We start from the raw sequence: 21,941 nt of genomic DNA, 5'->3' as shown, positions 1-21,941 counted from the left end.
AAGTTCCAAGCCGCGAAGTACATCCAGGGTTATGATTCTTTTCGACATGTCGTTACACCATTATTTTCTTGAGACTATGAATGTAACGTGATCTCGCAATAAGGAAATAGATAGTTTGCACAACCAGAAATACAGCTGATGTAGTAAGCACGGGCACAGTTACATTTGTGATATTAATCTGTTTCAGTAGCGGGCGTATCACGACAAGGGTCTGAATGGTGGCAATAATAATCGGAATATAGAAAAGTACTGAAATCTGTTTGGTAGCAGAAGCTGACATTTCTTTAGTACTTAAACCGATTTTGGACAAAGCATTATACATTTGCTTATCTGTATTGAGTTCAGTATGAAGCTTAAAAAAGAGAAAGCTGGCCGATGAAAGTGAGAAGATCAGAGCGATAAAAATCCCTATAAAGCTAAGCATGGCGGCTCCCTGCTTGGTCGATAGATAGCTGTCTGCTCGCGATCCCAGTATAGAGCTGTATTGATGGTTAGCCTTGTTAGCAGCTTTATTCCATTGGATGAGGTCTCTGGTGACAACAGCTTCAGCTGAGCTGTCATTAGGTGTAGGACCGTCCCATGCAGGGATTTTGTATAGATATTTCACATAAGGTCTCGTGTACTTCTCTGTTGAATTAGAAATCTTATGATATAAGTTGTCATCTACGATTAGAAGTGAGGTGGCCATTGGATCTACTGGATGCACCTTTGGTGTTCGTATTTCTTTTAACATCAGTTCCTCATCTTTCTGAACCTTCAAATGAATCGCTCGATTAGCAGCATAATTCTGTGAATCCATATGTGGGTTCAGCAGTAATACAGCTTCTTTTTCAGACAAGGGTCCAACCTCGGATACATCCATCTGTAAGCCCAGTTGATTGAACTGTGAGCGGGAGATCAGGTCAATTCCAAGTATTTTTTCCTTATCGATTCCTTGAATGGAAGCAGAGATCAGATCTACTTTATTCTCTGTATACTCGACTTTAGCATTCTTTAATTTAGTGTGAATGGGCTCTAAATCTGGTGCTTCATCCTTCGGATCATAAATCGTATAACTCACAGCGAATGGGGATTTTTTATAGAGGTCTGAGTTCGCTTGATTAATCGATAAAAGAATTCCCGAAGCCATGCAGGCAAGCGAGGTAACCACAGTTACAAGGAACAGCATTCTTGCATTGTCTTTAATCTTATAACTCATCTCGGAAATCCACAGCAGATTGGTTCCGCGCCACAGCCGCTTGCGTCTTAGTTTTAGTAAGCGAATGCCCAATACAGATAACTGAGAGTAGAAAAAGTAGGTTCCAGCGATACCTGTGACAGCGGCGACTAACAGTGAGGTCGGGGACAATTGCTTCCGAATCGCGAGAGCGCCGACGGTCAACAGTAGAAGCCCAAAGAATGAGAACAATAAGGAGACACGGGGTTCTTTTTTAGGTTTAACATTTCCCTTAAGCAGTTCAAGAACTTGATGCTTACGAATGAACAATAATGTGAAGATCGAAATGACCAGAAATAATGAAATGAAAGAGATAGAGGTAATCATTAACGCCTTCATTGGCCAATAAAAGGGCAGTGGCTCCATGCCCATAATTGTCGTGCTTAGCAGCAAAAATAACTTGGATAAAAGCATGCCGAAAGACACACCTGTTATTATAGAGAGCAGTCCGATCAGCATATTTTCTATAAGAATCAGCTTGTTGATCTGGCCAGGGCGTGCGCCTAAAATCATCAGTATGCCGAACTCCAGATTACGCATTTTCAGAAATGCGCTAATCGAATATAGAACGAAAAAGAACGCAAAGATAAACACGATGTAAGAAGCAATTTGCATGCCGGAGGCTGAATTCGCACCCAGCTCGATGTTGGTAATACTAGGGTGGTAAATAAAGACTGAATAAGAGAAAAAGATCATGACCATAAAAGCACTGCTTAAGAAAAAAGCAAAATAAGCGCGTGAATTACGGCGTACATTATTAAACGCGAATTGAGGAAAGTTCATGACTATTCCCTCCCCAGAACGAAAGTGTGTCGATAATCTTTTGGAAGAAGGCCTGACGGTTATCTCCCCGGTGAATTTCTGCTGCTAGTTTGCCGTCTTTTATAAAAACAATTCGGTTGCAGTAGCTCGCTGCCAGTGGATCATGTGTTACGAGCATTAGCGTGGTGCCTTCTTTGTGATTAATATCCTCCAGCGATTCCATCACCATCCGCGAAGAATTGGAGTCAAGCGCACCCGTAGGCTCATCGGCCAAAATAATCGAAGGAGAGGTGATGATCGCCCGGGCAATTGCGGTCCGCTGACGTTGTCCCCCTGAAATTTCATAGGTGCGTTTACTCAGAATATCGGTAATGTTTAAGCGTTCAGCGACTCTTTGAAGCAAAATCTCCATCTGTGAGAGCTTACGGTTATCTAAAGTCAGGGGCAACACAATATTTTCGGCGACGGTTAACGTCTCAAGCAGGTTGAAGTCCTGAAACACAAAGCCCAGCTGTTTTCGGCGAAAGTGGGCGAGCTCTTTTTTATTCAAAAGATAAGGGTTGCTGCCGTTGATATTCACTTCGCCAGAGGACGGCTGGTCGATTGTGGATACCATATTGAGCAGTGTTGTTTTACCGCTACCAGACGGTCCCATAATTCCGACAAATTCACCTTTTTCAATATTAAGATGAATATCGGTGAGGGCTTGGGTCACTATTTTGCCGGGGTATACCTTATGAAGTCTTTTGACTTCCAATACGTTCATATCATTCATTCCTTCCAATACAAAAATGATTTCATCCGCCTTATTCGGGGAACGGGTTATGTATATAATTTATAAGATCGAGAGATTAGCTGCTATGGATTTACCTTAAGGTTTCCTTACAGAGAAGTTAAGGTTATGTTCGCCTTTCTCCTTGTGAAGAATGGGTTGAGAGATAAGTAACCTATAAAGAAGAAGGAGGCTTCAAAGCCATGAATAATGACGACGAAGTCCCCTCAATATTATTTCTGTAGATGATCACTGTTGCTAAAAATAAGCCGCACGCGGGTTCCTTCCCCGAGCCGGGACTGAATATCCACCTTGTGTTCGAGCCTGTTGCAAATCTCCCGGACGAGATACAGCCCCATCCCTGTCGATTCATGATAATGTCGTCCGCGGTCACCCGTAAAGTAGGGATTAAAGACCCGCTTCAGATCCTCAGGAGAAATGCCGATCCCTTGATCGGTAATATCCAGAATAGTGTCGGTGCCCACACGCTGAGCTGAGAGGGTAACGGTTTTGCCAGAACCGGAGGTATAGTTTACGGCATTAGTTAAGATTTGGGCCAGCATAAACATTAACCATTTGGCATCGCTATATACCGCTAGATTGGCATCCACCTGTATATCTACTTTTATGCCCCGGCGTATGAATAGTCTGCGATTTTCGGCTACCGCCTCACTAACGGTTTTGCGCAGAAGTAACGGTTCAACTTGAAAATCATTTTCAAATCGGTCAAGTCTTGAAGTGTAGATAACCATCTCCAGCCCTCCGCGCAGACGTTCCAGTTCCTCCTGAATACTTGCGGCAGCCTCCTCTTCAAGATCCTTTAGCGTAAGCTGAATTACAGAGAGCGGGGTCTTCATTTGATGAACCCAGCGATTCATGAATACGATATGCTGATCCATCTGGCGCGCATGCGCATTCACTTGCTCTTGATACTGGCGGTCAATAAGCTGCAATAACTCATGGATAGCTTCTGAAAGAGGAGTGTCTCCTAAGGAAACAAGATGTTTTTGGAGCATGTCCATAGGTTCGCTTAATGCCGCATACAATCTCCGGTGCTGAACGTATCGGTAGCCTAGATATAGCAGTAGAACTACGGTACTCAAGGCGATTCCATAAAGCATGATAGAGATCGGTCTGCTCTCACCAGACAGCCAATACAGCAAAGGGATAAGCAGCATCTGAAGCAGATAGAATAGGATCAGTGAGATCTGGTCTCTCCAAAAAAGCCTCATGGCGTATCCTTAGAGACATTAAGCCGATAGCCAGCGCCTCTTACGGTTTCCACAATGTCACCAAGACCGAGATCCTTGAGCTTTTTGCGGACACGGGTTATGTAGACATTTAATGTATTGTCATCTATGAAATGCTGATCCTTCCACATGAGATCGAGCAGACGCTCCCGGTTAACCACTCGTCCTTCCTTAAGCAGTAAAGCTTCCAGTAGAACCGCTTCCTTCTGGGTTAGCTCACTCGTGTGCCCGTCGTATTGGATCACATATCGTTCAGGATAGAGGATTAAACCTCCAGACTGGAGTTTATGCTCTTCTTGAGTCTGTGAGTATGAACCGTATGCTCTACGTATGTGGCTGCGGATTTTGGCAAGCACAACCTCATAGTGAAAAGGCTTAGTGATATAATCGTCCCCGCCATTCTCAAGCGCCATCACCTGATCCATTCCACTATCCCGTGCAGAAATGAACAGAATTGGGCAGAGTGAGAGGGAACGGATCTGGCGGCACCAGTAGAACCCATCATATTTAGGCAGATTGACGTCCAGTAAGATAAGGTCAGCCGAGCTTTCATTAAAAGTCTCCAGCACCCTGTTGAAATCTTCTACAATAATTGTACGGAACCCATATTTCGATAGGTACGTGCTCAGCAAGCTTGCCAGCTTGGCATCGTCCTCTATGATTAGAATTGTCTCCATATTTTCACTCCTTTGTTCAGTAATACAGTAACATGGACAAGGAAAATTATGCAAAAAGAGTACTAATGATCAACTTAAGAATCCACCTAGATTTATCAAGGTGAATTTAGCTGATCTAGTTCTAGCTGATCCTGACCTAGCGATCTAGCTCTAGCTGATCTAGCTCTAGCTGACTTAGCTCTAGCTGGCCTAGTTCTAGCTGACTTAGCTCTAGCTGGCCTAGTTCTAGCTGACCTAGCCTAGCTGACCTAGCTGTAGCTGGCCTAGCTCTAGCTGACCTAGCTGTAGCTGAATAGCTCTAGCTGATCCAACTTTAACCGATCTACCGCTAATCGATCCAAAACTAACTGATCTAAAATCTAACTCAGCTAGATCTATGCAATCCAAATTTAGCTCAAGCGGCTTATCCAGACTTAATTGCACTTTCTACACTTATTTCTGCGTAGATAGTCCATAGAAGCCATTTAATTGCACTTCGTGCAACTAAAAAGGGTGAATTCGGTGCAATTAAAGGAAAACCGGAAATTTAACTGCACGAAATACAACTAAACTAACTTTTGAATGAGCATTCTGAGGAATAGTTGCACTAAATGCAGTTAACGGATGCGTGGAGCTCATATATCGCTTGAAAAAGCTTGATCAGTGACTATTTCCTCCAGAAGAAGATCGCCCACTCAACAAACTTACTCTAATTGCACTTTGTACACTTATTTCTGCGTAGTTAGTCATTAGAAGCCATTTAATTGCACTTCGTGCAACTAAAAAGGGTGAATTCGGTGCAATTAAAGGAAAACCAGAAATTTAACTGCACGAAATACAACTAACTATCTTTTAAAGGAGCATTCTGAGGAATAGTTGCACTAAATGCAGTTAACGGATGCGTGGAGCTCATATATCGCTTGAAAATGCTTGATCAGTGACTATTTCCTCCAGAAGAAGATCGCCCACTCAACAAACTTACTCTAATTGCACTTTGTACACTTATTTCTGCGTAGATAGTCCATAGAAGCCATTTAATTGCACTTCGTGCAACTAAAAAGGGTGAACTCGGTGCAATTAAAGGAAAACCAGAAATTTAACTGCACGAAATACAACTAAACTAACTTTTGAATGAGCATTCTGAGGAATAGTTGCACTAAATGCAGTTAACGTATGTGTGGAGCTCATAATTATCGCTTGAAAAAGCTTGATCAGTGACTATTTCCTCCGGAAGAAGATCGCGAACTCCAAAACTTTCTCTAATTGCACTTTGTACACTTATTTCTGCGTAGTTGGTCATTAGAAGCCATTTAATTGCACTCTGTGCAACTAAAAAGGGTGAATTCGATGCAATTAAAGGAAAACTGGAAATTTAACTGCACGAAATACAACTAACTATCTTTTAAAGGAGCATTCTGAGGAAATAGTTGCACTAAATGCAGTTAACGGATGCGTGGAGCTCATAATTATCGCTTGAAAAAGCTTGATCAGTGACTATTTCCTCCGGAAGAAGATCGCGAACTCCAAAACTTTCTCTAATTGCACTTTGTACACTTATTTCTGCGTAGATACTCATTAGAAGCCATTTAATTGCACTTCGTGCAACTAAAAAGGGTGAATTCGGTGCAATTAAAGGAAAACCAGAAATTTAACTGCACGAAATACAACTAACTATCTTTTAAAGGAGCATTCTGAGGAAATAGTTGCACTAAATGCAGTTAACAGATGCGTGGAGCTCATAATTTCAACTCAAGAAATGTTTGTTTTGTGAACGTACGGATCATATTCGGTAGTATAAAATAATAATAACTAATTATGATATACGCTTCATTTTGCATCCCCCTTAATATGAAATTAAAGAGAGGGGCGCGGAAAATGAACATTAATTTTAGAAGCTACCGTTCAGAAGATCTGCTAAAGGTACGTCATTTTCTTATACAAAGTTACAGTAAGCTAAAGACTCCAAATACCTGGCTTATAGACCGCTGGGAATTTGTTGTTTTTTTTCAGGAGACGAGAAGTGGAACGCTGGAGCAATGGGAACAAAAAGTGGGCTTATGGGAGTATGAGAATGGAGAGCTTGCAGCTGTAGTGTGCAGGGACGATGGGTTCTATTTTCAGTGTGCTGAGATGAATCCTCCGGAAAAATTACTTGAAGAAATGTTCGCTTTTGCTGAACAAAAAGCTGAGGAAGAGAACGGTGGTTACGTAGAGCTGTATGTGCCAATACCGGAGAATATGACTTCTGCGGCAGAGGTTGCTCGTAAGAGGGGGTATCATCAAACGGGTGGTAAGGAAAGCGTAAACTCCTTGCGATTGGATAAGCAATTTCCTGTGGAGCTCCCCTCTGGCTTCAGAATTTGCAGCGGAGATGAGATCGAGGTTACTGCAAAAGCGCTCGGACATATTATGGCCTTCGACTATGCAGAAACGGCGGAGGCAGAGCTCACGCTGCTGCATTATGGGAATATGAGTAACGCTCCAAGCTATAATCCGCAGCTCGATCTTAGCGTTGTGAATGACGCGGGTGAAGTGGTTTCCTTTTGTAATATTTTTTGGGACAGCAGCAATAGAATTGGTATTCTGGAGCCTGTAGGGACATCCATTAATTATCGAAAGCTTGGATTGGGACGGGCGGTCCTACACGAAGGATTTAACCGTTTAAAACAACTCGGAGCTAGTAAAGTTTATGTAGGTTCGATGCAGCCTTTTTACGAGAAATTGGGCTTTACTACAGAAGTTTGGTTGCAGGTGTGGGAATATTCAGGTCACACAGATTAAGTTGCTCCGGCTGCCCCCAACTCTGAATCTGTCAGCAGTACCTAAACTGGCAATGTATTATGAAAAATCCCCTTGATGGGTAAGTCATCAAGGGGATTTTTGGGTTTAAGCTCGGCAATCATATGCTGCACAGTAATCTCATACGTCGCACAGCAATCATACCGCCATAGCAATTATACGCTGCAAACTGCCTCTGATTGCATTTTGTACAATATTCTTAGTAGCCGTAGCCGTAGCCGTAGCCGTAGCCGTAGCCGTAGCCGTAGCCGTAGCCGTAGCCGAGCAGTAGCTGTAGCTGAGCCAAATCGCAAAGCTCAGCGCTCGCAACTAATCGTCTGGCCAAGAGATTTTATTGATATTTGACTACAATTGCATTGCTGATCTGACGCCCAGGGGACGTGAGATATTTGCCGTTGTAGTAGAGCCCGCTGGATGCACCACCATCCAGATTCATGGCTTGATACGCTCCAGCTTGCTTCATCATTTCTGCCAGCTGTGGGATGGTGGCTCCACCAGTGGTTAGCAGAATGAGCTTATGGTCGCGTGTTAATCCGAGCGCGCTGCGGGCTCCGCCGCCGGTCAAGATTTTCGGATCCTTGAAGCCTTCTGCCGCAACATTAAGGGATACCTTGCCGTTCACAAGAAGACGCGGGCCGGCTTGAAGAGCTCCTTCCATGGAGCCGGAAGCGAAGCGGCTTGTGAAATCCAACCCAGGAATCAGTGACGCTAGATGGTTGCTGTCATAGGTAAAAATCGTCCGGCGATCCCCGGAGCTATTTTTAAGCATTTTTCCACCGCTGACAATGTAACCGTATGGAGCTTTGTATGCCCCTTTTGTATAGGCATCAAAAAACGTTCCGTTAATCGCAACTACGGCATTATTACGTTTAGCCAGACTGCTTAGGTCCTCCACTTTTCCGACCGTATTTCCAGCCAGTACGACATCAAGTTTCACCTTAGGATGCAGCAGGGACACTGTAACCGTCTGGGCTTTGAAGGATCTGCCGCCAACCTTGAAGGTTTTACTAGCGCTGACAACTGGTGAAGAATCCGCTTTGATTAGTGCGCCGGACTGTACAGGAACAGTGGTTGCAATATCATTACTCTTAAGGGTTAATGAAGAGGCTTCCTTATCCCAAGTTAATTGAATGCCAAGTGTTGTGCTGATAAAAGACAACGGAATATATACCGTGCCGTTATCACTGAAAGCAAGATCAGTTAGTGTAACCGACTTTTCATTGACGAGAGCAGCGGTTTGACCTAATGTAAGCGTTATGGTTGTGTCTGCATTCGTAATGCTTATACGTTTTTCGTTAGGATTCCATACAGATTGTATACCAGTGAAGCTATTTAATAGACGCAGTGGTATGTATGAATGGTTATTCTTGTCCACATAGACGGTGTTTTTAGGAAGCGGTGTTGCACCAACAGTGGAAGGGCAAGTGGCGACAAGTGGAATGAGCAGTAAGAAGGTAAGAAACAAAGTGGACCCTAGCTTTTTCATCATAAACAATTACTCCTTATCTTGTAGCTGTTGTAAAAAACGACAAGGTTTATTATACCTCATGTTCAAAAACTTGGATAACCTTTATTTTTAAATGTTCATAGGGTGAATCTGATAGAATATAGATTATATTATTTATATTAGCACTGAAGTAGCACTGAAATTAGCATTATAACTAGCACTATAACTAGCACTACAACCAGTATCACAACTGCCACTAGACTCATTAGCTAAAAAGGAGATTTTTATGACTACAATAGGTTTAATTCGCCATGGAAGTACCGCGTGGAATAAAGAAGGCAGAGTGCAAGGGCATACGGATAATTCATTGGATGCTGAAGGCCTGCAACAGGCACAACTACTGGCTGAACGACTTAGCACAGAACAATGGGATTACATATATTCAAGTGATTTACTCAGAGCGCGGCAAACGGCAGAGGTTATTGCAGAAAGATTAGGCCTTGAGATCACGGGTTTAGTGCCGGGCATTCGAGAGATGTATGCGGGACTTATTGAAGGAACTACGCAGCAAGAGCGGATTGAACGATGGGGAACCGATTGGAAGACGTTAGATTTGGGTTTGGAAACTCCAGAAGCCAGCGAGCTCAGAGGCAGCGAAGTGATTGAAGAGATTGCGGCGAGACATCCAGGCAGCCATATTCTGATCGTTAGCCATGGTGCAATTTTACGCAGTAGCCTTAGAAGACTACTTCCAGAACTGGACGGCACAGTATTATTGAACAATACGTCAATTACGCGAATAACAAAATCCGAATCGGATGGCTCCTGGAACTGCGAGTTATATAATTGTGCGCGGCATTTGGAGAAAGAGTAAGTGTTCAGATAATGTTCAGAGCTTTTTTATATATTGGTATCGCAGTACAGTAAGCTAATTATTTGTAGTTCAGAAGGATGTGCGAATTAAAGGTGGTAGAGGTTCAGATTTATTTACAAACGTTAATGTCCATTATCATCGCAGGGGTTGTAGGTTATTTAGTATTGAGATTTTACCGGGATGTTGCTAGTAAGGAACCAAAACAAAGAGCGGTTTATACGGGCCTTTCCATAATAACTATCGTCGTTGGATTGTGGGCAATGCATCAGCTAGGCAAAAAATCCTTAGAAGAAACTCTAGAGGTCAATGGGGGGATTTTCACTCCGTTATTGATATACGCGCTTACGATAGCTGTTTTAATGTTTTTGCTTACACGGCTGAACCTTGTTTTGGCGGAAAGAGAGCAGCTTAAGGAACTTGCCTATAAGGATGGCTTAACGGGGCTGTTAAACAAGAATGGAATGGATCACTTTTGGGATCGCTGCAAAGTAAATGAGCAACTAGCCGTATTGTTTATGGATTTGAACCGTTTCAAATCAATTAATGACAGCTTAGGACATCATGTGGGCGATTTACTGCTGCAAGAGGTGGGAGGAAGGTTAAGTCAATTCTCCAGCAAAAGAAAACGCCATATTTTCCGCATAGGCGGTGATGAATTTGTGATCGTAGCTAAAGGCTGCAATCAGAAGGAAGCGGAGCAGTTAGCGGTGCAGATTCTGGAGAAGACGACCAGACATTATCAGCTGGGAGAGCACAACCTCTTTGTATCTGCGAGCATAGGCATCAGCATTAGTCATGGCAAGGTGGATCATTTCAGGCTGCTGCATGAGGCAGATACAGCGATGTACACCGCCAAACAGCTCGGGACAGGTCGTTATTCAGTTTTTAAAAATTAGTTTGTTAAATGTAAAATATAAGCGTCAGCCTTGGACATAAATAGATGTCTAAGGCTGACGCTTTTTTAGGCTCCCGGTGTGTGAAACTTGTGGGGTACTTGCTTGCGTCCCTTCATCAAGAAAAGGCAGAGCAGGGCAACCGCCATACTAATCGCTGCTACATAGAACAGGATGGAGTAATCAAAAATATCAATCATTAGCCCCAGCAAAGGAGGCGAGCTGATCGCTGCCAGTGAAGAGACCAAATAATACATCCCTGTTCGAGTACCAATACTTTCCTCAGTCCCCGTAGCAACAACATAAGGATAAGAGTTGATGTTGATACAAGCCCAGAAGATTCCTCCTGTCAGGAGCAACGCCCGAAGCACCAGCAGGTCCTGTGCAAACCCAACAAGCGCAAAGACTGTCATCAGGCCACATACGCCGACGATAATGATCTTCTTTTTCCCGAATCGCCCACCCAGCCAACCGCTCGGAATAGCGAACAGCACAAAGGCAAGGGAGAAAAAGGTAAGGGAGAAGGAGGCTTCTTGTTCACTGAGGCCCAGATGGTTTTTACCATACAACGTGAATAAGGTTTCGACCCCTTGATAAGCTACAAACCAGAAGAAAATCGCTGCCAGTAGAAATACTGTAGTACGATCCAGCTGGCCGCGAAAGGAGACTCTGGAAGGCTTAACTATCGTCGCAGAAGGGCTCCCCGCTGTATCGGATAGAAGCGTAGGGCTTATATTCACACCATCCCGTTTTTCTTTGATGAAGCGCGATACGATAAACAGACATAACAGGGTAATCAGTCCAGCAACGAGAAACGGCAGCGCAGGATTTGATTTATAGAGGATCGAACCCACGCCGAAAGCCAGAATTGATCCGAATCCACCCATGAAATTAATTAGTCCGTTAGCCTTTGTACGCTGCTCTTCAGGTGTTATGTCGGGCATGAGAGCGACGGTAGGGGAACGGTATAAACTCATGGCTAAATTCATCAGCATCATAAATAAAAGCAGTGTAAATAGTCCGGTATGAAACGGAATCAGCATAGTCAGCACGGCAGCGAAGGGCATACCGATCATAAGATAAGGCATTCTGCGTCCAAAACGCGAGGTCGTGCGGTCACTCCGATTGCCGATCCAAGGCTGCAAGAATAAGGCGAAGTAATTATCAATCGTCATCATGAAGCTGATTAGGGCTACACTATGTACATATTTTTCGAGGAAAAAAGGTACAAATGCGTTATACAGACTCCATGTAATGCTGATGCTGAAAAAGCCGAATCCGAGCAGCCAGACTTTTTTCACACCATCACACTCCCTTGTCAGCCAGAAGTCCAGCCAACAGGTCTGGATGATCGGTAATAATGCCTGATACACCAGCTTCAATTAAATATTTCATCCGCTCGGGATCGTTAACGGTCCAAGGATGGTAGGCGACGCCATGCTTTGCAGCTTCTTCGACGAATTCAGGCAGTACCGCAAAATGATACGCATGCAACGCGGTCGCTCCAAGCGTAGCTGCATAATCCCAAGGACGATACAGACCTTCCCCGTAGAGAATTCCTGTTCTGATCTCCGGTGCCAGCGACTGACAGTAAGCTAGTGAATAATGGTTGAAGCTCGAAAAAATGACGCGATCGCTCATCTTGAAATCCCGTACGGCCGCGATCACTTTTTCCTCCATGCCCGGATATAAAAAAGTGCCATTTTTAAGCTCGATATTTAGTATGGTATCTCTACCTTGCAGCAGATCTAATAAATCTTCCAGCAATGGAAGGCGCTCATCTTTGAATTCAGGTCCGAACCATGAGCCTGCGTCCACTTCCAGTAGTTCTGCGAGTGTATGATCCTTCACATAGCCGGTTCCGCTTGTTGTGCGGTTTAGAGTTTCATCATGAATGAGGACTAGGCCGCCATCCTTGGTCATTTGTACATCAGTTTCTATTCCGGTTGCACCCAGCTCAAGACCTTTGCGAAATGCTGCCATAGTATTTTCTGGACACACTGCCGACGCTCCACGATGCGCAAAATTAATGATGTTGTTCATAAGTTATTGTCCCTCCAACTTTAGTGTTTGCTATGCCCCTATAGATGGGGGCTACTTGTCATATTCCACAGAGAGTAAAGAAACCCTGTCTGGAATTTTAAATCAGTTATTCATAGCGCCATACGGGATTCGTTCTAAAAGTCCAGCTTCATAGATGCTCCGCAGCTTCAGCTCGGGCATATGAATATAACCGATATAACAATCGCATACCTTCATTCGGCAGCTTCTAACCGCAGAGAGACCCTCTAGCCCATCACGGTAAAGATTGCCTATGACCCTTCTGTCCTTATAGCAGCGTTTCACAAGCCCAGCGCCCTGTACGTAAAAAACATCTTTTCCTGCATTGCAGGCTTGGCCAAGGCTTTTATAATCCATAGCATTCACAGAAAAATGTGGATCAATCTCGCTAAGGAAGACAAAATCCTCAGCTGTATAATAATCAGGTTTATCTTTGTAAGCATTGACCCATAAGTACACGTTCTCTGGTAACGCAGAACGAAGTGAAGCTATAGCTGAAAAAGCACTGCGTATTCCAACGCTTCCCACACTAAATGGAACGTCGTTCTCATATAAAGTCAAACATTGCGCCAGAAATTTATCCTCCCGCACTTGTCCGGGGTGGTAGGTGGCCCAAAAGGCCACTTTTTTACGATTCATCTGGGAGACGAAATCCAGGTTGGCAGAAAGGTTGGTCTGAATCGCTACTTTCTCAACATGGTCCATATTGGAGAGAGCAATCATTGCTTCTTTGTACCAGCGATGAATCAGCCCTTCGCCATAGGGATTAAAAAATATAGAAAGCCGATGACCTGCCGCACCTTGCTCAGAGGCCCACGCTACAAAGGCTTCCAGCCCCTGGCGGTCCTTGGCGAGCGTAGCTGCGCTGTCTCTTGTTTTGCCAAAAGGACAATAGGGGCAATCATAGTTGCAGGACGTGAGGGAGCCGCGGTAGTAGAGGACCGCATTCATGGCAATACGAACCTTTCCATTTGCTCTCGGATCTCCCCAGAAATAAACCAATCCCCAATCGAATCAGAGTAACCCATCCCTTCGGTGGTAAGGCGCAGGATGCCATCTTCCTCCTGCCCAAGACCGGAATGAAGCAGGTTGGACAGCTCAGGATAATCGTTCCAGAGCGATTGACCGAAACGCTGGCTGTAATCTTCAAGCTTCAGCCCTTCGCTATGTAGAATCGCCTTCAGAATAAAGCGGCGTTTCTGTTCTTCAAGACTCAGCACAATTCCGTAATCCGCAGTATCGTAACGATCCGTCGCAACGTAATCAGCAATAATGCTCTCGGTTGCTTTACGGCTTACCCCATAGCGGGAAGCGTAATGCACATGGCGGGTGTAGGATCTGGCTCCGCAGCCCAAGCCGACCATTCCTTCTTCTTGGCAGCTATAATCGAGAATGGGTTTAGCTGTTCCTGCGTCTTCCTTGGCGAAACGACGCATGGAGTATTGGCGATATCCTCTCGCTCTAAGCAGCTGCCCAGCGGCTTTGTAGCAATCTAGGCGAATATCGTCCTGACGCTGGATATCACCAGGCTTCACAATCGTATGCTCTCGGGTGTAGAGCGGATAGATGAAAATTTCCTCTGGCTCAAAGCTGATCGCTTGATTGAGCGAATATAGCCAAGAGTCGACCGTCTGCCCCGGAAGCCCGTAGATCAGATCTAAATTTAATATGGGAAAATCATATTTCCCCAGCAGCTCTAGTGCCCGATACACCTCATCCGGATTTTGTGGGCGATAGATGGCCGCCGATTCAGCAGCGACAAAACTTTGGATGCCCATGCTGACCCGATCCACCGTATATTCTTTTAGAATATTCAACTTCTCTTCGGTAATCGTCTCCGGTGAAGTTTCCACTGAGATGGAGGCTGTATTTGTATCCAGTCCCATCGTATCAACGGCAATGTGGAACAAGCGGCGGAGCTGATCTGCTGCCAGCAGGGTGGGAGTTCCACCGCCGATCGCAAAGCGCGCATAAGGTTTATGTCTGGTGAATTCCGCCCATTGCTTTGCTTGGCGTTCCAGTGCATCCACGTATGTGGCATGAACATTAGCGCGTTTATCAGGCAGGGTAAATAGGTTGCAGAATCCGCAGCGTGCGCCACAAAATGGAATATGCATATATAGAAAGAAAGATTCCGCAGGCTCATCACGCCAGAGTGTTTCTAGCGGCATCGGAGGCTGCAAATCCCTGTAAGCCGTTTTGTGTGGATAGGAATACAGATAAGAACGGTAAGGGTGAGCAGTAATGCTGTCTTTCCACTTGTGAAGCTCTTCTAAAGAGAAGGACGATAACGTCATATCAGTTCTCCATCCTTTCCTTGGTATAAATATTATAAAATAAATTCCCGATAAGGGACGTTCCAGACCGTCTCGTGGGCAAGGCGATGCCCCTGATAGCCGTCTTCGCCATAAGCGGTTCCATGATCTGAAAAAGCCAGGCAGAAGACCGGATTGCCGCGTTCCCGGAACGCATCGAACAACCGGCCCAGTTCACCGTCCACATAACGAAGAGCGGCGCGCTGGCTGTCTACGGAGTCTTTTTTAGCACCAGGTACAAAATAATGATTTGGTCCGTGAATGGCAGAGACGTTGAGGAACATAAACAATCTTTGCTCGCTAGGAGTATCTTTTAGCAGCTTCAAGGCATGGTTCACCTGATGCTCTGTGGAACGCGGATTGGTCACACCGAAGGTCATCCGCCAGTAGCTTTGCTGGAAATAGCTTGGCAACACACGAGCGAGTGGATTTTTTTTGGTGAAAAAAATAACGCCTCCAATACAAACCGTACGATAGCCCTCAGCAGCAAGTCCTGACACGATATCCGGCGTATCGAACAGCCATGTATGAGGATGCGTCTTCATTCCGGTATTTCGGGAATGGAACATGCGGATATGCTCAGTCTTATCCGTTGTAGCTGGAGTAGGCAAGAAGCCGCCGAAAAAAGCGTGATGGGCCGCATAAGTAAAGCTGCCGGGAGTATGTCTTTTCTCCCAGGATCCCGTTCCGCACAGGTTCGGGCAGTTCGCTTCCTCCATAGTAGCTGCATCGTATCGAAGGGTATCGAGTGTGATCATTAGAATGTCATGGGTGCCAACGATAGTGTTCATATCCATTAAGAGGATCCTTCCTTTATAAGCGGTGTTGAGGGATGAGTAATATAGTCTCTGGCGGTTAATACCTTCATTTCCCATTCGTAGGTGCTGCAGCCACGGTATTTCACATCGTACAGCAAATCGCCAAAAGGATTAACATCGGCGACAAAACACTGCTGCGATCCTCCAGATATCAGCACGTCTATCCCGGCAACTCCAGAACGGGGAAATGCCGCCAGCGCTTGCAACGCGGTATTTCGTACCTGCTCCTGTATGAATTCTGATAGACCGGCTTCCGAAGGAGACATCCGCTGGCTGCGTAAATGCAGATTCGTAATTGGGGTGGAACTTACACGAGCAATTGCATGACAGGCTTCGCGGAGAACCACGAGCTGGCGGATATCGAAGGCTTTGCCGTTATGGCCGATCTTAGGAATCCATTGCTCGGCATAACCACCATGCCGATAAATCCAGTTAATAATGCCGGAGATCGTGGCGGCATCTGTGTACCGCCGCAGTTTACCGGAATTATAGTAAATGGGCGGTCGGGTGATGTAATTCTCGACCCCTACTGTAGTTAAGGCAACTTCGGCACCTGTAACGGGATGGAGCTGATAGGCGATCACCCCGGAAGCGGCAGAGCCGAAGGCTAGCTTGATGAATACCCGGTGCATTCGCCGGGATATCATCATCTCACGGAGAGAGGCATAGTCCGTAGGCTGCTGTTCCACGCCTAATGGACGAGGAATAGTGATGCCTGCCTCACTTAGAATCTGTTGTGTCCGACGTTTATCGGTCATGGCCGCAATGTCTGCGGGGTCATTTAACCATAGCGAACCTGGACAAACCTCTTTGGCTTCGCGCTGTAGTCTAGCCAGCATGCGGCAATAACCGCGGAACCATTGCGAAGGATGATGCAGGACACCCTGCATCTCCTTCAATTGATGAGCTACCTTCACACGGAGTGGGCGCGGATCAGGTCTTTCAGCGTAGGGATGCAGCGAATCGTCAACATCAACGGCATCAGGTGCGCCAAGAGCGATTAAGGCACGTTCTACTTCAAAGCTGCTTCCAGGCGATTCCAATCTCAGCAGCGGGGGAGCCGCACTGAGATCTATTCCGTTATAAACAGCCGGCTGGCTGGATAACTGCTGCTTCTGCACTTCCAGCAGATCACCTAACGATTGACCTTGCAGAAATTCAGCGTACGATAAAATGATGGCGGGTGGCATTCCGAGATCGGAACGCGCTTGCTGAATGCCGCTAGTCCGTTTATCCCCAGGAATACCGATAACGATCATCGGCCGCATAGGGGGGTCACTCTGTGATGGAAGGATAACGCCAGTCTTCCTCATCATCGCTTTCCTGTTTGTCGCTGACATCGACAGGCAATCCACTCTGCTGCCAGCGGCTGATCATCTCATCCGACATAAAATGGTGGCTTAGATTCAATGCTTTTAGTCCTTTAATTCTCTCGCTGGCAAGAAGCAATTCAGCACCTTCGTCGCTGAGGGTACCCAGAGATAGATCTAGCGTATCCAACTGATCCAGAATTGGAGCATTTGCTACTGCACCGGCGATTTCATCTTGTATTTCGCTATTTTTTAATCCCAGATAGGTAAGTTTAGGGAACTTTCCTACTTCTAAAAGAGGTAGAATATCTGCGAGGCTTCCGTCAAAGCCGTAGTTATCTACGCCAAGATATAGTTCCAGCTTACGCAAATTCGGCAATTGGCTGGCTGCAATATTTTCAAGCACGGTTTTACTCAAGCCACCAGTAATAATAATTAGCTTTTCTAACTTGTCATGTTTTAGCTCTGAGAGGCTTAGCTCATTTCCACCTTGAATGGTGAGTGATTGTAATTCTGGAAAAGCAGGCAACAGCGGTGATAGATCGCTTTGGGTAATCCAAGAAATCTCGCACTCCTCATAACCCATCTCACCAATAAAAAGCTTGCGTAAAGCAGGGAAGCTTGCACTATGCGTAACCAGCGCATCCACAACCTCATCGGAGCTATTCTCGTAGGCTTGCCCCCAATCACCAATAATTAGGCTGGTTAGTGACGCACTTTCAGCGCTGCTGCTTAACTTCTCAATTGCTTTGCCAATTCTTTGACCTTCTTCGAATTCGTCGTATCCGATGCTAAGCTTTACTTCCGTCATGGGTGTTCCCTCCCGGAAAAATTTAACTTCGAAAATACCCTATCATCTGTAGCCGAGGGAGTCAAATAGCTGAATATAACTATAGTTAAACTCTCCATATTATTGAGGTGAAATTTTGTGGTAGGTTTATACTAGAGGCAATTTTATTTTTTTGGAAGGAGTTATTCGTATGAAGAATAAACTTCAGGAATGGATTATTGAGACGGATATAATTAAAATGCAAGAGGCTCTGGAAGCAGGTTTAATCAACTCAGAGGATATAGTTCAAGTGTATTTGGAGCGGATCCATAAATACGATATAGACATAAACTCTATTTTAGAAATAAATCCAGAGACTATACAAATCGCGCGAGCACTCGATAAAGAACGAGCAGAAAAAGGGAGCCGGGGGAGCCTGCACGGTATTCCTATTGTATTGAAGGATAATATAGACACCGCGGATAAGATGCATACAAGTGCCGGTTCTGTAGCTTTAGCTGGATCAATTGCGGCAAAAGATTCATTTGTAGCGGCCAAGCTTCGATTGGCGGGGGCTATTTTACTTGGGAAGGCGAATATGTCGGAATGGTCTAATTTTATGTCTAGTACAATGCCTGCGGGATATAGCTCGCGGGGAGGGCTTGTACTGAATCCGTATGGACCTGGGACGGTATTTGTCAGTGGTTCCAGCTCTGGGCCTGCGGCAGCCGTAGCAGCGAATCTGGCAGCAGCAGCGATCGGAACGGAAACCGCAGGATCTATTGTCGGTCCAGCCAGCCAACATGCTCTTGTCGGAATCAAACCTACGGTGGGATTAGTCAGCCGTACTGGAGTCATTCCCATTTCAGTAAGTCAGGATACCCCTGGGCCTATTGCTAGAACGGTTACAGATGCGGCAATTATTTTAGGGGCATTAACCGGAGTGGACGCCAACGATTCAGCAACATTTTCAAGTGAAAAATACGCTAATACAGACTATACTTCAAGTTTAGATAAAAGCTTTATACGACAAGCAAGAATAGGTATTCCACGGCATTATTATAAGCATTTAGACGCTGAGAGGCTTGCAATTATGGAAGCAGCTATCTTGACCTTGAAGAATGAAGGGGCTACCATTGTAGATCCTGTCACAGTACATGTTGAACAACAGAATTGGAATAATGATGTGATTTGTTATGAATTTAAAAAAGGGCTCAACCAGTATTTAGCACAAGTAGATGATTCCGTTCCGATTCACTCTTTGCAGGAATTGATAGCCTATAATGAAAGACATGCTGAGATTGCCTTGCAATATGGGCAAGACACCCTGACAAGATCACAAGAAGTAACATTAACTGAAGAGGCCTATGAAGAGAAGAGACAAGAATACAAGGAATTAGCGCTTGAGCAAGGAATAGATTATGTGTTGGAACAATATAGTTTAGACGCGATATTGCTGCCTGGTGATGTAGATGGCATGTATATTGCGGCACGCTTAGGTTATCCATTAGTTACCGTTCCGGCGGGATATGTATCTCAAGGCATTATTGATGCGGATGGGGATTCGACCAGGGGACCTTTTGGTGTTGTTTTTTCCGGAAAAGCTTATAGCGAGCCTACGCTCATAGCCTTAGCATACGGGTTTGAACAAGCTACGTATCACCGGATTCCACCTCAATTGGAGTAGAATTAGGCTAACTTAGAATAGAAGGAAGCGATCAGTTTGAAGTATTGCCTGGAATGTGGAACTGCGTTAGTAATGAAAGAAGCCGATGGGGAAGGGCAGGTACCTTATTGTAATGCATGTGAAATGTTCCGATTCCCTATTTTCAGCACGGCGATTAGTACAGCAGTATTAAACAGGGAGAAAAACAAGATTTTATTAATTCAGCAATATAATCGGCCAGACTACATATTACTCGCAGGATACGTGAACAAAGGTGAAGATGCGGAAACGACTCTCGTACGTGAGGTAAAAGAAGAGGTAGGACTTGATATTGTCGCTTATGAATATATGCGCAGCTTGTACTTCGCACCATCCAATACGCTAATGCTGAATTTTATAGGTGTTGCAGATTCGGAGGACTTGAGCCAGGTGAGTACTGAGGTTGATCATGCTGAATGGTTTACCTTGGAAGAAGCCGCCAGAGCGATTAAAAAGAACAGCCTAGCCGAAACCTTCTTACTGGCGATTATTGAGAAATTGAACGCGGGACAGGTACAGGTCAATCCGGTAGCTGTTGGAGGAAAGTAAAAAGGAGCCATGAGGCTCCTTTTTGTTGTTTCCATGCAAGGGGGTAATTATTTAAGCTTATACACACGAGCTTCATAAGGGCGAAGCTGAATTGTATTTAGTTCTTCTTCTGGATTTACCTCATAGTTGGCAATGAGCAGTTCCTTCGTTTGAAATTTCACAGTGGAAGGAAGCTCGAAGGTCGCGGGCTCTCCGAAGAAATTCAATACAACCAGTAGCTGTTCTTCTCCAAGAGTACGCAGATAAGCATAGATCTGCTCGTTCTCTTCAGCCAAGATCGTATAGCTACCATATACGATAATTTCATGCTGCTTGCGTAGCTCAATAAGTCTCTTATAATAGTAAAAAATAGAATCAGGATCAGCCAACGCCTGTTCCACATTAATTTCCTTGTAATTAGGATTTACGGCTATCCAAGGAGAGCCCGTCGTGAAGCCTGCCTGCGGCTCGGCGTTCCATTGCATTGGCGTACGGCCATTGTCCCGGCCTTTAATGTAAATGGAGTTCATGATAGCTTCTTCCGAATGTCCGGCAGCCAAGTATTCTTTATACATATTCAAGATTTCAATATCTTTGTAATCGTTGATGGAATTAAACTGTACATTCGTCATGCCGATTTCTTCGCCTTGATAGATGTAAGGTGTGCCTTGGAGCGTGTGCAGCAGTGTTGCCAGCATCTTGGCAGATTCTTTCGGATATAACTTATCATCTCCGAAGCGGGATAACATACGCGGCTGATCGTGGTTGTTCATATACAGACTGTTCCAACCTTTACCGTCCAGCGCGACTTGCCATTTGGAAATGATGGACTTGATGTCCGCCAGCTTCCAAGGCTGCACATTCCATTTACCTCCAGGTCCGGAATCGACGTCCATGAGCTCGAAATGGAATACCATGTTAAGCTCGTTACGATCCTCGGAAACATACAGTGAAGCTTCTTCTGGAGTGACATTAACGGCTTCGCCCACTGTCATGATATCGTACTTGGACAGGACCTCACGGTTCATTTCCTGCATATACTCATGTACACGTGGTCCGTTAACGAAATACTCGCCTCCAAAGTGGTAGGCAGGCTGTTCTCCGTTATTTTCTGGGGCAACGCTAGGTAATTCCGGTACTTTGGAAATCAAGTTGATTACATCCATGCGGAATCCGTCAATACCCTTGTCCAGCCACCAGGTCATCATATCGTAGACTTCCTGGCGCAGCTTAGGATTATCCCAATTCAGGTCGGGTTGCTTTCTCGAGAAGAGATGGAGGTAATATTCCTCCGACTTCTCATCGAATTCCCAAGCCGAACCGCTGAAGAAGGAGCCCCAGTCGTTAGGCGTCTGTCCGTCCTGGCCCGGCCGCCAGATATAATAATCACGATAAGGATTATCCTGCGATTTGCGGGACTCCACGAACCAAGCGTGCTCATCAGAGGAGTGGTTGACCACGAGATCCATAATCAGCTTCATGCCGCGGCTATGAAGTCCAGCTAGCAGTACCTCCCAATCAGAGAGTGTTCCGAAATCATCCATAATACTTTGATAGTTACTGATATCATAGCCGTTATCGTCGTTTGGCGACTCGTATACCGGGCATAACCAGACTACGTCGACGCCAAGCTGATTTAAATAATCGAGTTTCGAGATAATGCCCTGCAGATCACCGATGCCGTCCCCGTTACTGTCTTTGAAGCTGCGGGGGTAGATTTGATAAACTACGCTTTCTTTCCACCATTTCTTATCCATGTATAACTC

Annotated in this window: 19 protein-coding genes; 5 read left to right on the top strand and 14 right to left on the bottom strand. The window is 45.2% G+C overall.

Annotation, left to right across the window (positions count from 1 at the left end; translation table 11 throughout):
- Positions 1-52 precede the first annotated feature (52 nt).
- The 4 genes from MHH49_RS04615 to MHH49_RS04600 all read right to left on the bottom strand — a co-directional run bounded on the left by MHH49_RS04615 (position 53) and on the right by MHH49_RS04600 (position 4,677).
- Entirely contained in the window at positions 53-1,999 is a 1,947-nt protein-coding gene (locus MHH49_RS04615) for an ABC transporter permease (RefSeq protein ID WP_341137931.1), read from the bottom strand.
- Positions 1,974-2,744, bottom strand: coding sequence for an ABC transporter ATP-binding protein (locus MHH49_RS04610; RefSeq protein ID WP_341137930.1), 771 nt, complete (start codon positions 2,742-2,744; stop codon positions 1,974-1,976). Before MHH49_RS04610 ends, MHH49_RS04615 begins: the two co-directional genes overlap by 26 nt.
- Before the next feature lie 239 nt (positions 2,745-2,983).
- On the bottom strand, positions 2,984-3,982 hold the full coding sequence (locus MHH49_RS04605; RefSeq protein WP_076104698.1) for a sensor histidine kinase: 999 nt from the start codon (positions 3,980-3,982) through the stop codon (positions 2,984-2,986).
- Positions 3,979-4,677: a response regulator transcription factor gene (locus MHH49_RS04600; RefSeq protein WP_076100491.1), complete on the bottom strand. Its 699-nt coding sequence runs from the start codon at positions 4,675-4,677 to the stop codon at positions 3,979-3,981. The genes MHH49_RS04605 and MHH49_RS04600 overlap by 4 nt, the downstream gene beginning before the upstream one ends.
- 1,854 nt (positions 4,678-6,531) lie before the next feature.
- Between MHH49_RS04600 and MHH49_RS04595 the strand changes: the two genes are divergently transcribed.
- Positions 6,532-7,437 (top strand): GNAT family N-acetyltransferase, encoded by a 906-nt coding sequence (locus MHH49_RS04595; RefSeq protein ID WP_076207683.1) that lies wholly within the window; start codon positions 6,532-6,534, stop codon positions 7,435-7,437.
- A gap of 156 nt (positions 7,438-7,593) precedes the next feature.
- Here MHH49_RS04595 and MHH49_RS04590 read toward each other — a convergent pair whose 3' ends face one another.
- The gene (locus MHH49_RS04590) at positions 7,594-7,764 is read right to left on the bottom strand and encodes a hypothetical protein (protein WP_341137929.1); all 171 of its coding nucleotides are present in this window, start codon (positions 7,762-7,764) and stop codon (positions 7,594-7,596) included.
- 22 nt (positions 7,765-7,786) lie between these two features.
- A complete protein-coding gene (locus tag MHH49_RS04585; protein WP_036680436.1) occupies positions 7,787-8,941 on the bottom strand; it encodes a phosphodiester glycosidase family protein in 1,155 nt (384 codons plus the stop codon).
- A 247-nt stretch (positions 8,942-9,188) separates the two neighbouring features.
- Between MHH49_RS04585 and MHH49_RS04580 the strand changes: the two genes are divergently transcribed.
- Both MHH49_RS04580 and MHH49_RS04575 read left to right on the top strand, forming a co-directional pair.
- Entirely contained in the window at positions 9,189-9,776 is a 588-nt protein-coding gene (locus MHH49_RS04580) for a histidine phosphatase family protein (RefSeq protein ID WP_036680369.1), read from the top strand.
- 77 nt (positions 9,777-9,853) lie between these two features.
- Complete coding sequence (locus MHH49_RS04575) at positions 9,854-10,672, top strand: GGDEF domain-containing protein (RefSeq protein WP_081383651.1); 819 nt, start codon at positions 9,854-9,856, stop codon at positions 10,670-10,672.
- Between the two features lie 65 nt (positions 10,673-10,737).
- On the opposite strand, the gene MHH49_RS04570 is transcribed toward MHH49_RS04575, so the two are convergent.
- From MHH49_RS04570 to MHH49_RS04540, 7 genes are all read right to left on the bottom strand, one after another.
- Complete coding sequence (locus MHH49_RS04570) at positions 10,738-11,970, bottom strand: SLC45 family MFS transporter (RefSeq protein ID WP_341137928.1); 1,233 nt, start codon at positions 11,968-11,970, stop codon at positions 10,738-10,740.
- A gap of 4 nt (positions 11,971-11,974) precedes the next feature.
- Positions 11,975-12,712, bottom strand: a complete 738-nt coding sequence (locus MHH49_RS04565; RefSeq protein ID WP_076104695.1) for a glycerophosphodiester phosphodiesterase — start codon at positions 12,710-12,712, stop codon at positions 11,975-11,977.
- A gap of 102 nt (positions 12,713-12,814) precedes the next feature.
- Complete coding sequence (locus MHH49_RS04560; RefSeq protein WP_341137927.1) at positions 12,815-13,681, bottom strand: STM4011 family radical SAM protein; 867 nt, start codon at positions 13,679-13,681, stop codon at positions 12,815-12,817.
- Positions 13,678-15,027, bottom strand: a complete 1,350-nt coding sequence (locus MHH49_RS04555) for an STM4012 family radical SAM protein (protein WP_076273323.1) — start codon at positions 15,025-15,027, stop codon at positions 13,678-13,680. The genes MHH49_RS04560 and MHH49_RS04555 overlap by 4 nt, the downstream gene beginning before the upstream one ends.
- Positions 15,028-15,059: 32 nt before the next feature.
- Positions 15,060-15,842 carry an STM4013/SEN3800 family hydrolase gene (locus tag MHH49_RS04550; RefSeq protein WP_076129567.1) on the bottom strand — a complete coding sequence of 261 codons (783 nt, stop codon included), beginning with the start codon at positions 15,840-15,842 and terminating at the stop codon, positions 15,060-15,062.
- Positions 15,842-17,131, bottom strand: a complete 1,290-nt coding sequence (locus MHH49_RS04545) for an STM4014 family protein (RefSeq protein WP_076104691.1) — start codon at positions 17,129-17,131, stop codon at positions 15,842-15,844. Before MHH49_RS04545 ends, MHH49_RS04550 begins: the two co-directional genes overlap by 1 nt.
- A gap of 7 nt (positions 17,132-17,138) precedes the next feature.
- Positions 17,139-17,984, bottom strand: a complete 846-nt coding sequence (locus tag MHH49_RS04540) for an STM4015 family protein (protein ID WP_076296819.1) — start codon at positions 17,982-17,984, stop codon at positions 17,139-17,141.
- Positions 17,985-18,153: 169 nt separating this feature from the next.
- Between MHH49_RS04540 and MHH49_RS04535 the strand changes: the two genes are divergently transcribed.
- Positions 18,154-19,629, top strand: a complete 1,476-nt coding sequence (locus MHH49_RS04535; RefSeq protein ID WP_341137926.1) for an amidase family protein — start codon at positions 18,154-18,156, stop codon at positions 19,627-19,629.
- A 36-nt stretch (positions 19,630-19,665) separates the two neighbouring features.
- Positions 19,666-20,196: an NAD(+) diphosphatase gene (locus tag MHH49_RS04530; RefSeq protein ID WP_076104689.1), complete on the top strand. Its 531-nt coding sequence runs from the start codon at positions 19,666-19,668 to the stop codon at positions 20,194-20,196.
- Positions 20,197-20,243: 47 nt separating this feature from the next.
- Here MHH49_RS04530 and MHH49_RS04525 read toward each other — a convergent pair whose 3' ends face one another.
- On the bottom strand, positions 20,244-21,932 hold the full coding sequence (locus tag MHH49_RS04525; protein ID WP_341137925.1) for a glycoside hydrolase family 13 protein: 1,689 nt from the start codon (positions 21,930-21,932) through the stop codon (positions 20,244-20,246).
- Between the last annotated feature and the right edge of the window lie 9 nt (positions 21,933-21,941).

It is taken from the genome of Paenibacillus sp. FSL F4-0122 (assembly GCF_038002845.1).
In the GTDB taxonomy this organism is placed as follows: Bacteria; Bacillota; Bacilli; order Paenibacillales; family Paenibacillaceae; genus Paenibacillus_AQ; species Paenibacillus_AQ odorifer.
This window is presented reverse-complemented; position numbering and strand designations above follow the sequence as displayed.

What these genes read in the sequence shown, in the direction of transcription:
- MHH49_RS04615 (WP_341137931.1), bottom strand. Translation starts at nt 1,999, where the DNA reads ATGAACTTTCCTCAATTCGCGTTTAATAATGTACGCCGTAATTCACGC.
- MHH49_RS04610 (WP_341137930.1), bottom strand. Translation starts at nt 2,744, where the DNA reads ATGAACGTATTGGAAGTCAAAAGACTTCATAAGGTATACCCCGGCAAA.
- MHH49_RS04605 (WP_076104698.1), bottom strand. Translation starts at nt 3,982, where the DNA reads ATGAGGCTTTTTTGGAGAGACCAGATCTCACTGATCCTATTCTATCTG.
- MHH49_RS04600 (WP_076100491.1), bottom strand. Translation starts at nt 4,677, where the DNA reads ATGGAGACAATTCTAATCATAGAGGACGATGCCAAGCTGGCAAGCTTG.
- MHH49_RS04595 (WP_076207683.1), top strand. Translation starts at nt 6,532, where the DNA reads ATGAACATTAATTTTAGAAGCTACCGTTCAGAAGATCTGCTAAAGGTA.
- MHH49_RS04585 (WP_036680436.1), bottom strand. Translation starts at nt 8,941, where the DNA reads ATGAAAAAGCTAGGGTCCACTTTGTTTCTTACCTTCTTACTGCTCATT.
- MHH49_RS04580 (WP_036680369.1), top strand. Translation starts at nt 9,189, where the DNA reads ATGACTACAATAGGTTTAATTCGCCATGGAAGTACCGCGTGGAATAAA.
- MHH49_RS04575 (WP_081383651.1), top strand. Translation starts at nt 9,854, where the DNA reads ATGTGCGAATTAAAGGTGGTAGAGGTTCAGATTTATTTACAAACGTTA.
- MHH49_RS04565 (WP_076104695.1), bottom strand. Translation starts at nt 12,712, where the DNA reads ATGAACAACATCATTAATTTTGCGCATCGTGGAGCGTCGGCAGTGTGT.
- MHH49_RS04560 (WP_341137927.1), bottom strand. Translation starts at nt 13,681, where the DNA reads ATGAATGCGGTCCTCTACTACCGCGGCTCCCTCACGTCCTGCAACTAT.
- MHH49_RS04555 (WP_076273323.1), bottom strand. Translation starts at nt 15,027, where the DNA reads ATGACGTTATCGTCCTTCTCTTTAGAAGAGCTTCACAAGTGGAAAGAC.
- MHH49_RS04550 (WP_076129567.1), bottom strand. Translation starts at nt 15,842, where the DNA reads ATGGATATGAACACTATCGTTGGCACCCATGACATTCTAATGATCACA.
- MHH49_RS04545 (WP_076104691.1), bottom strand. Translation starts at nt 17,131, where the DNA reads ATGCGGCCGATGATCGTTATCGGTATTCCTGGGGATAAACGGACTAGC.
- MHH49_RS04540 (WP_076296819.1), bottom strand. Translation starts at nt 17,984, where the DNA reads ATGACGGAAGTAAAGCTTAGCATCGGATACGACGAATTCGAAGAAGGT.
- MHH49_RS04535 (WP_341137926.1), top strand. Translation starts at nt 18,154, where the DNA reads ATGAAGAATAAACTTCAGGAATGGATTATTGAGACGGATATAATTAAA.
- MHH49_RS04525 (WP_341137925.1), bottom strand. Translation starts at nt 21,932, where the DNA reads ATGGATAAGAAATGGTGGAAAGAAAGCGTAGTTTATCAAATCTACCCC.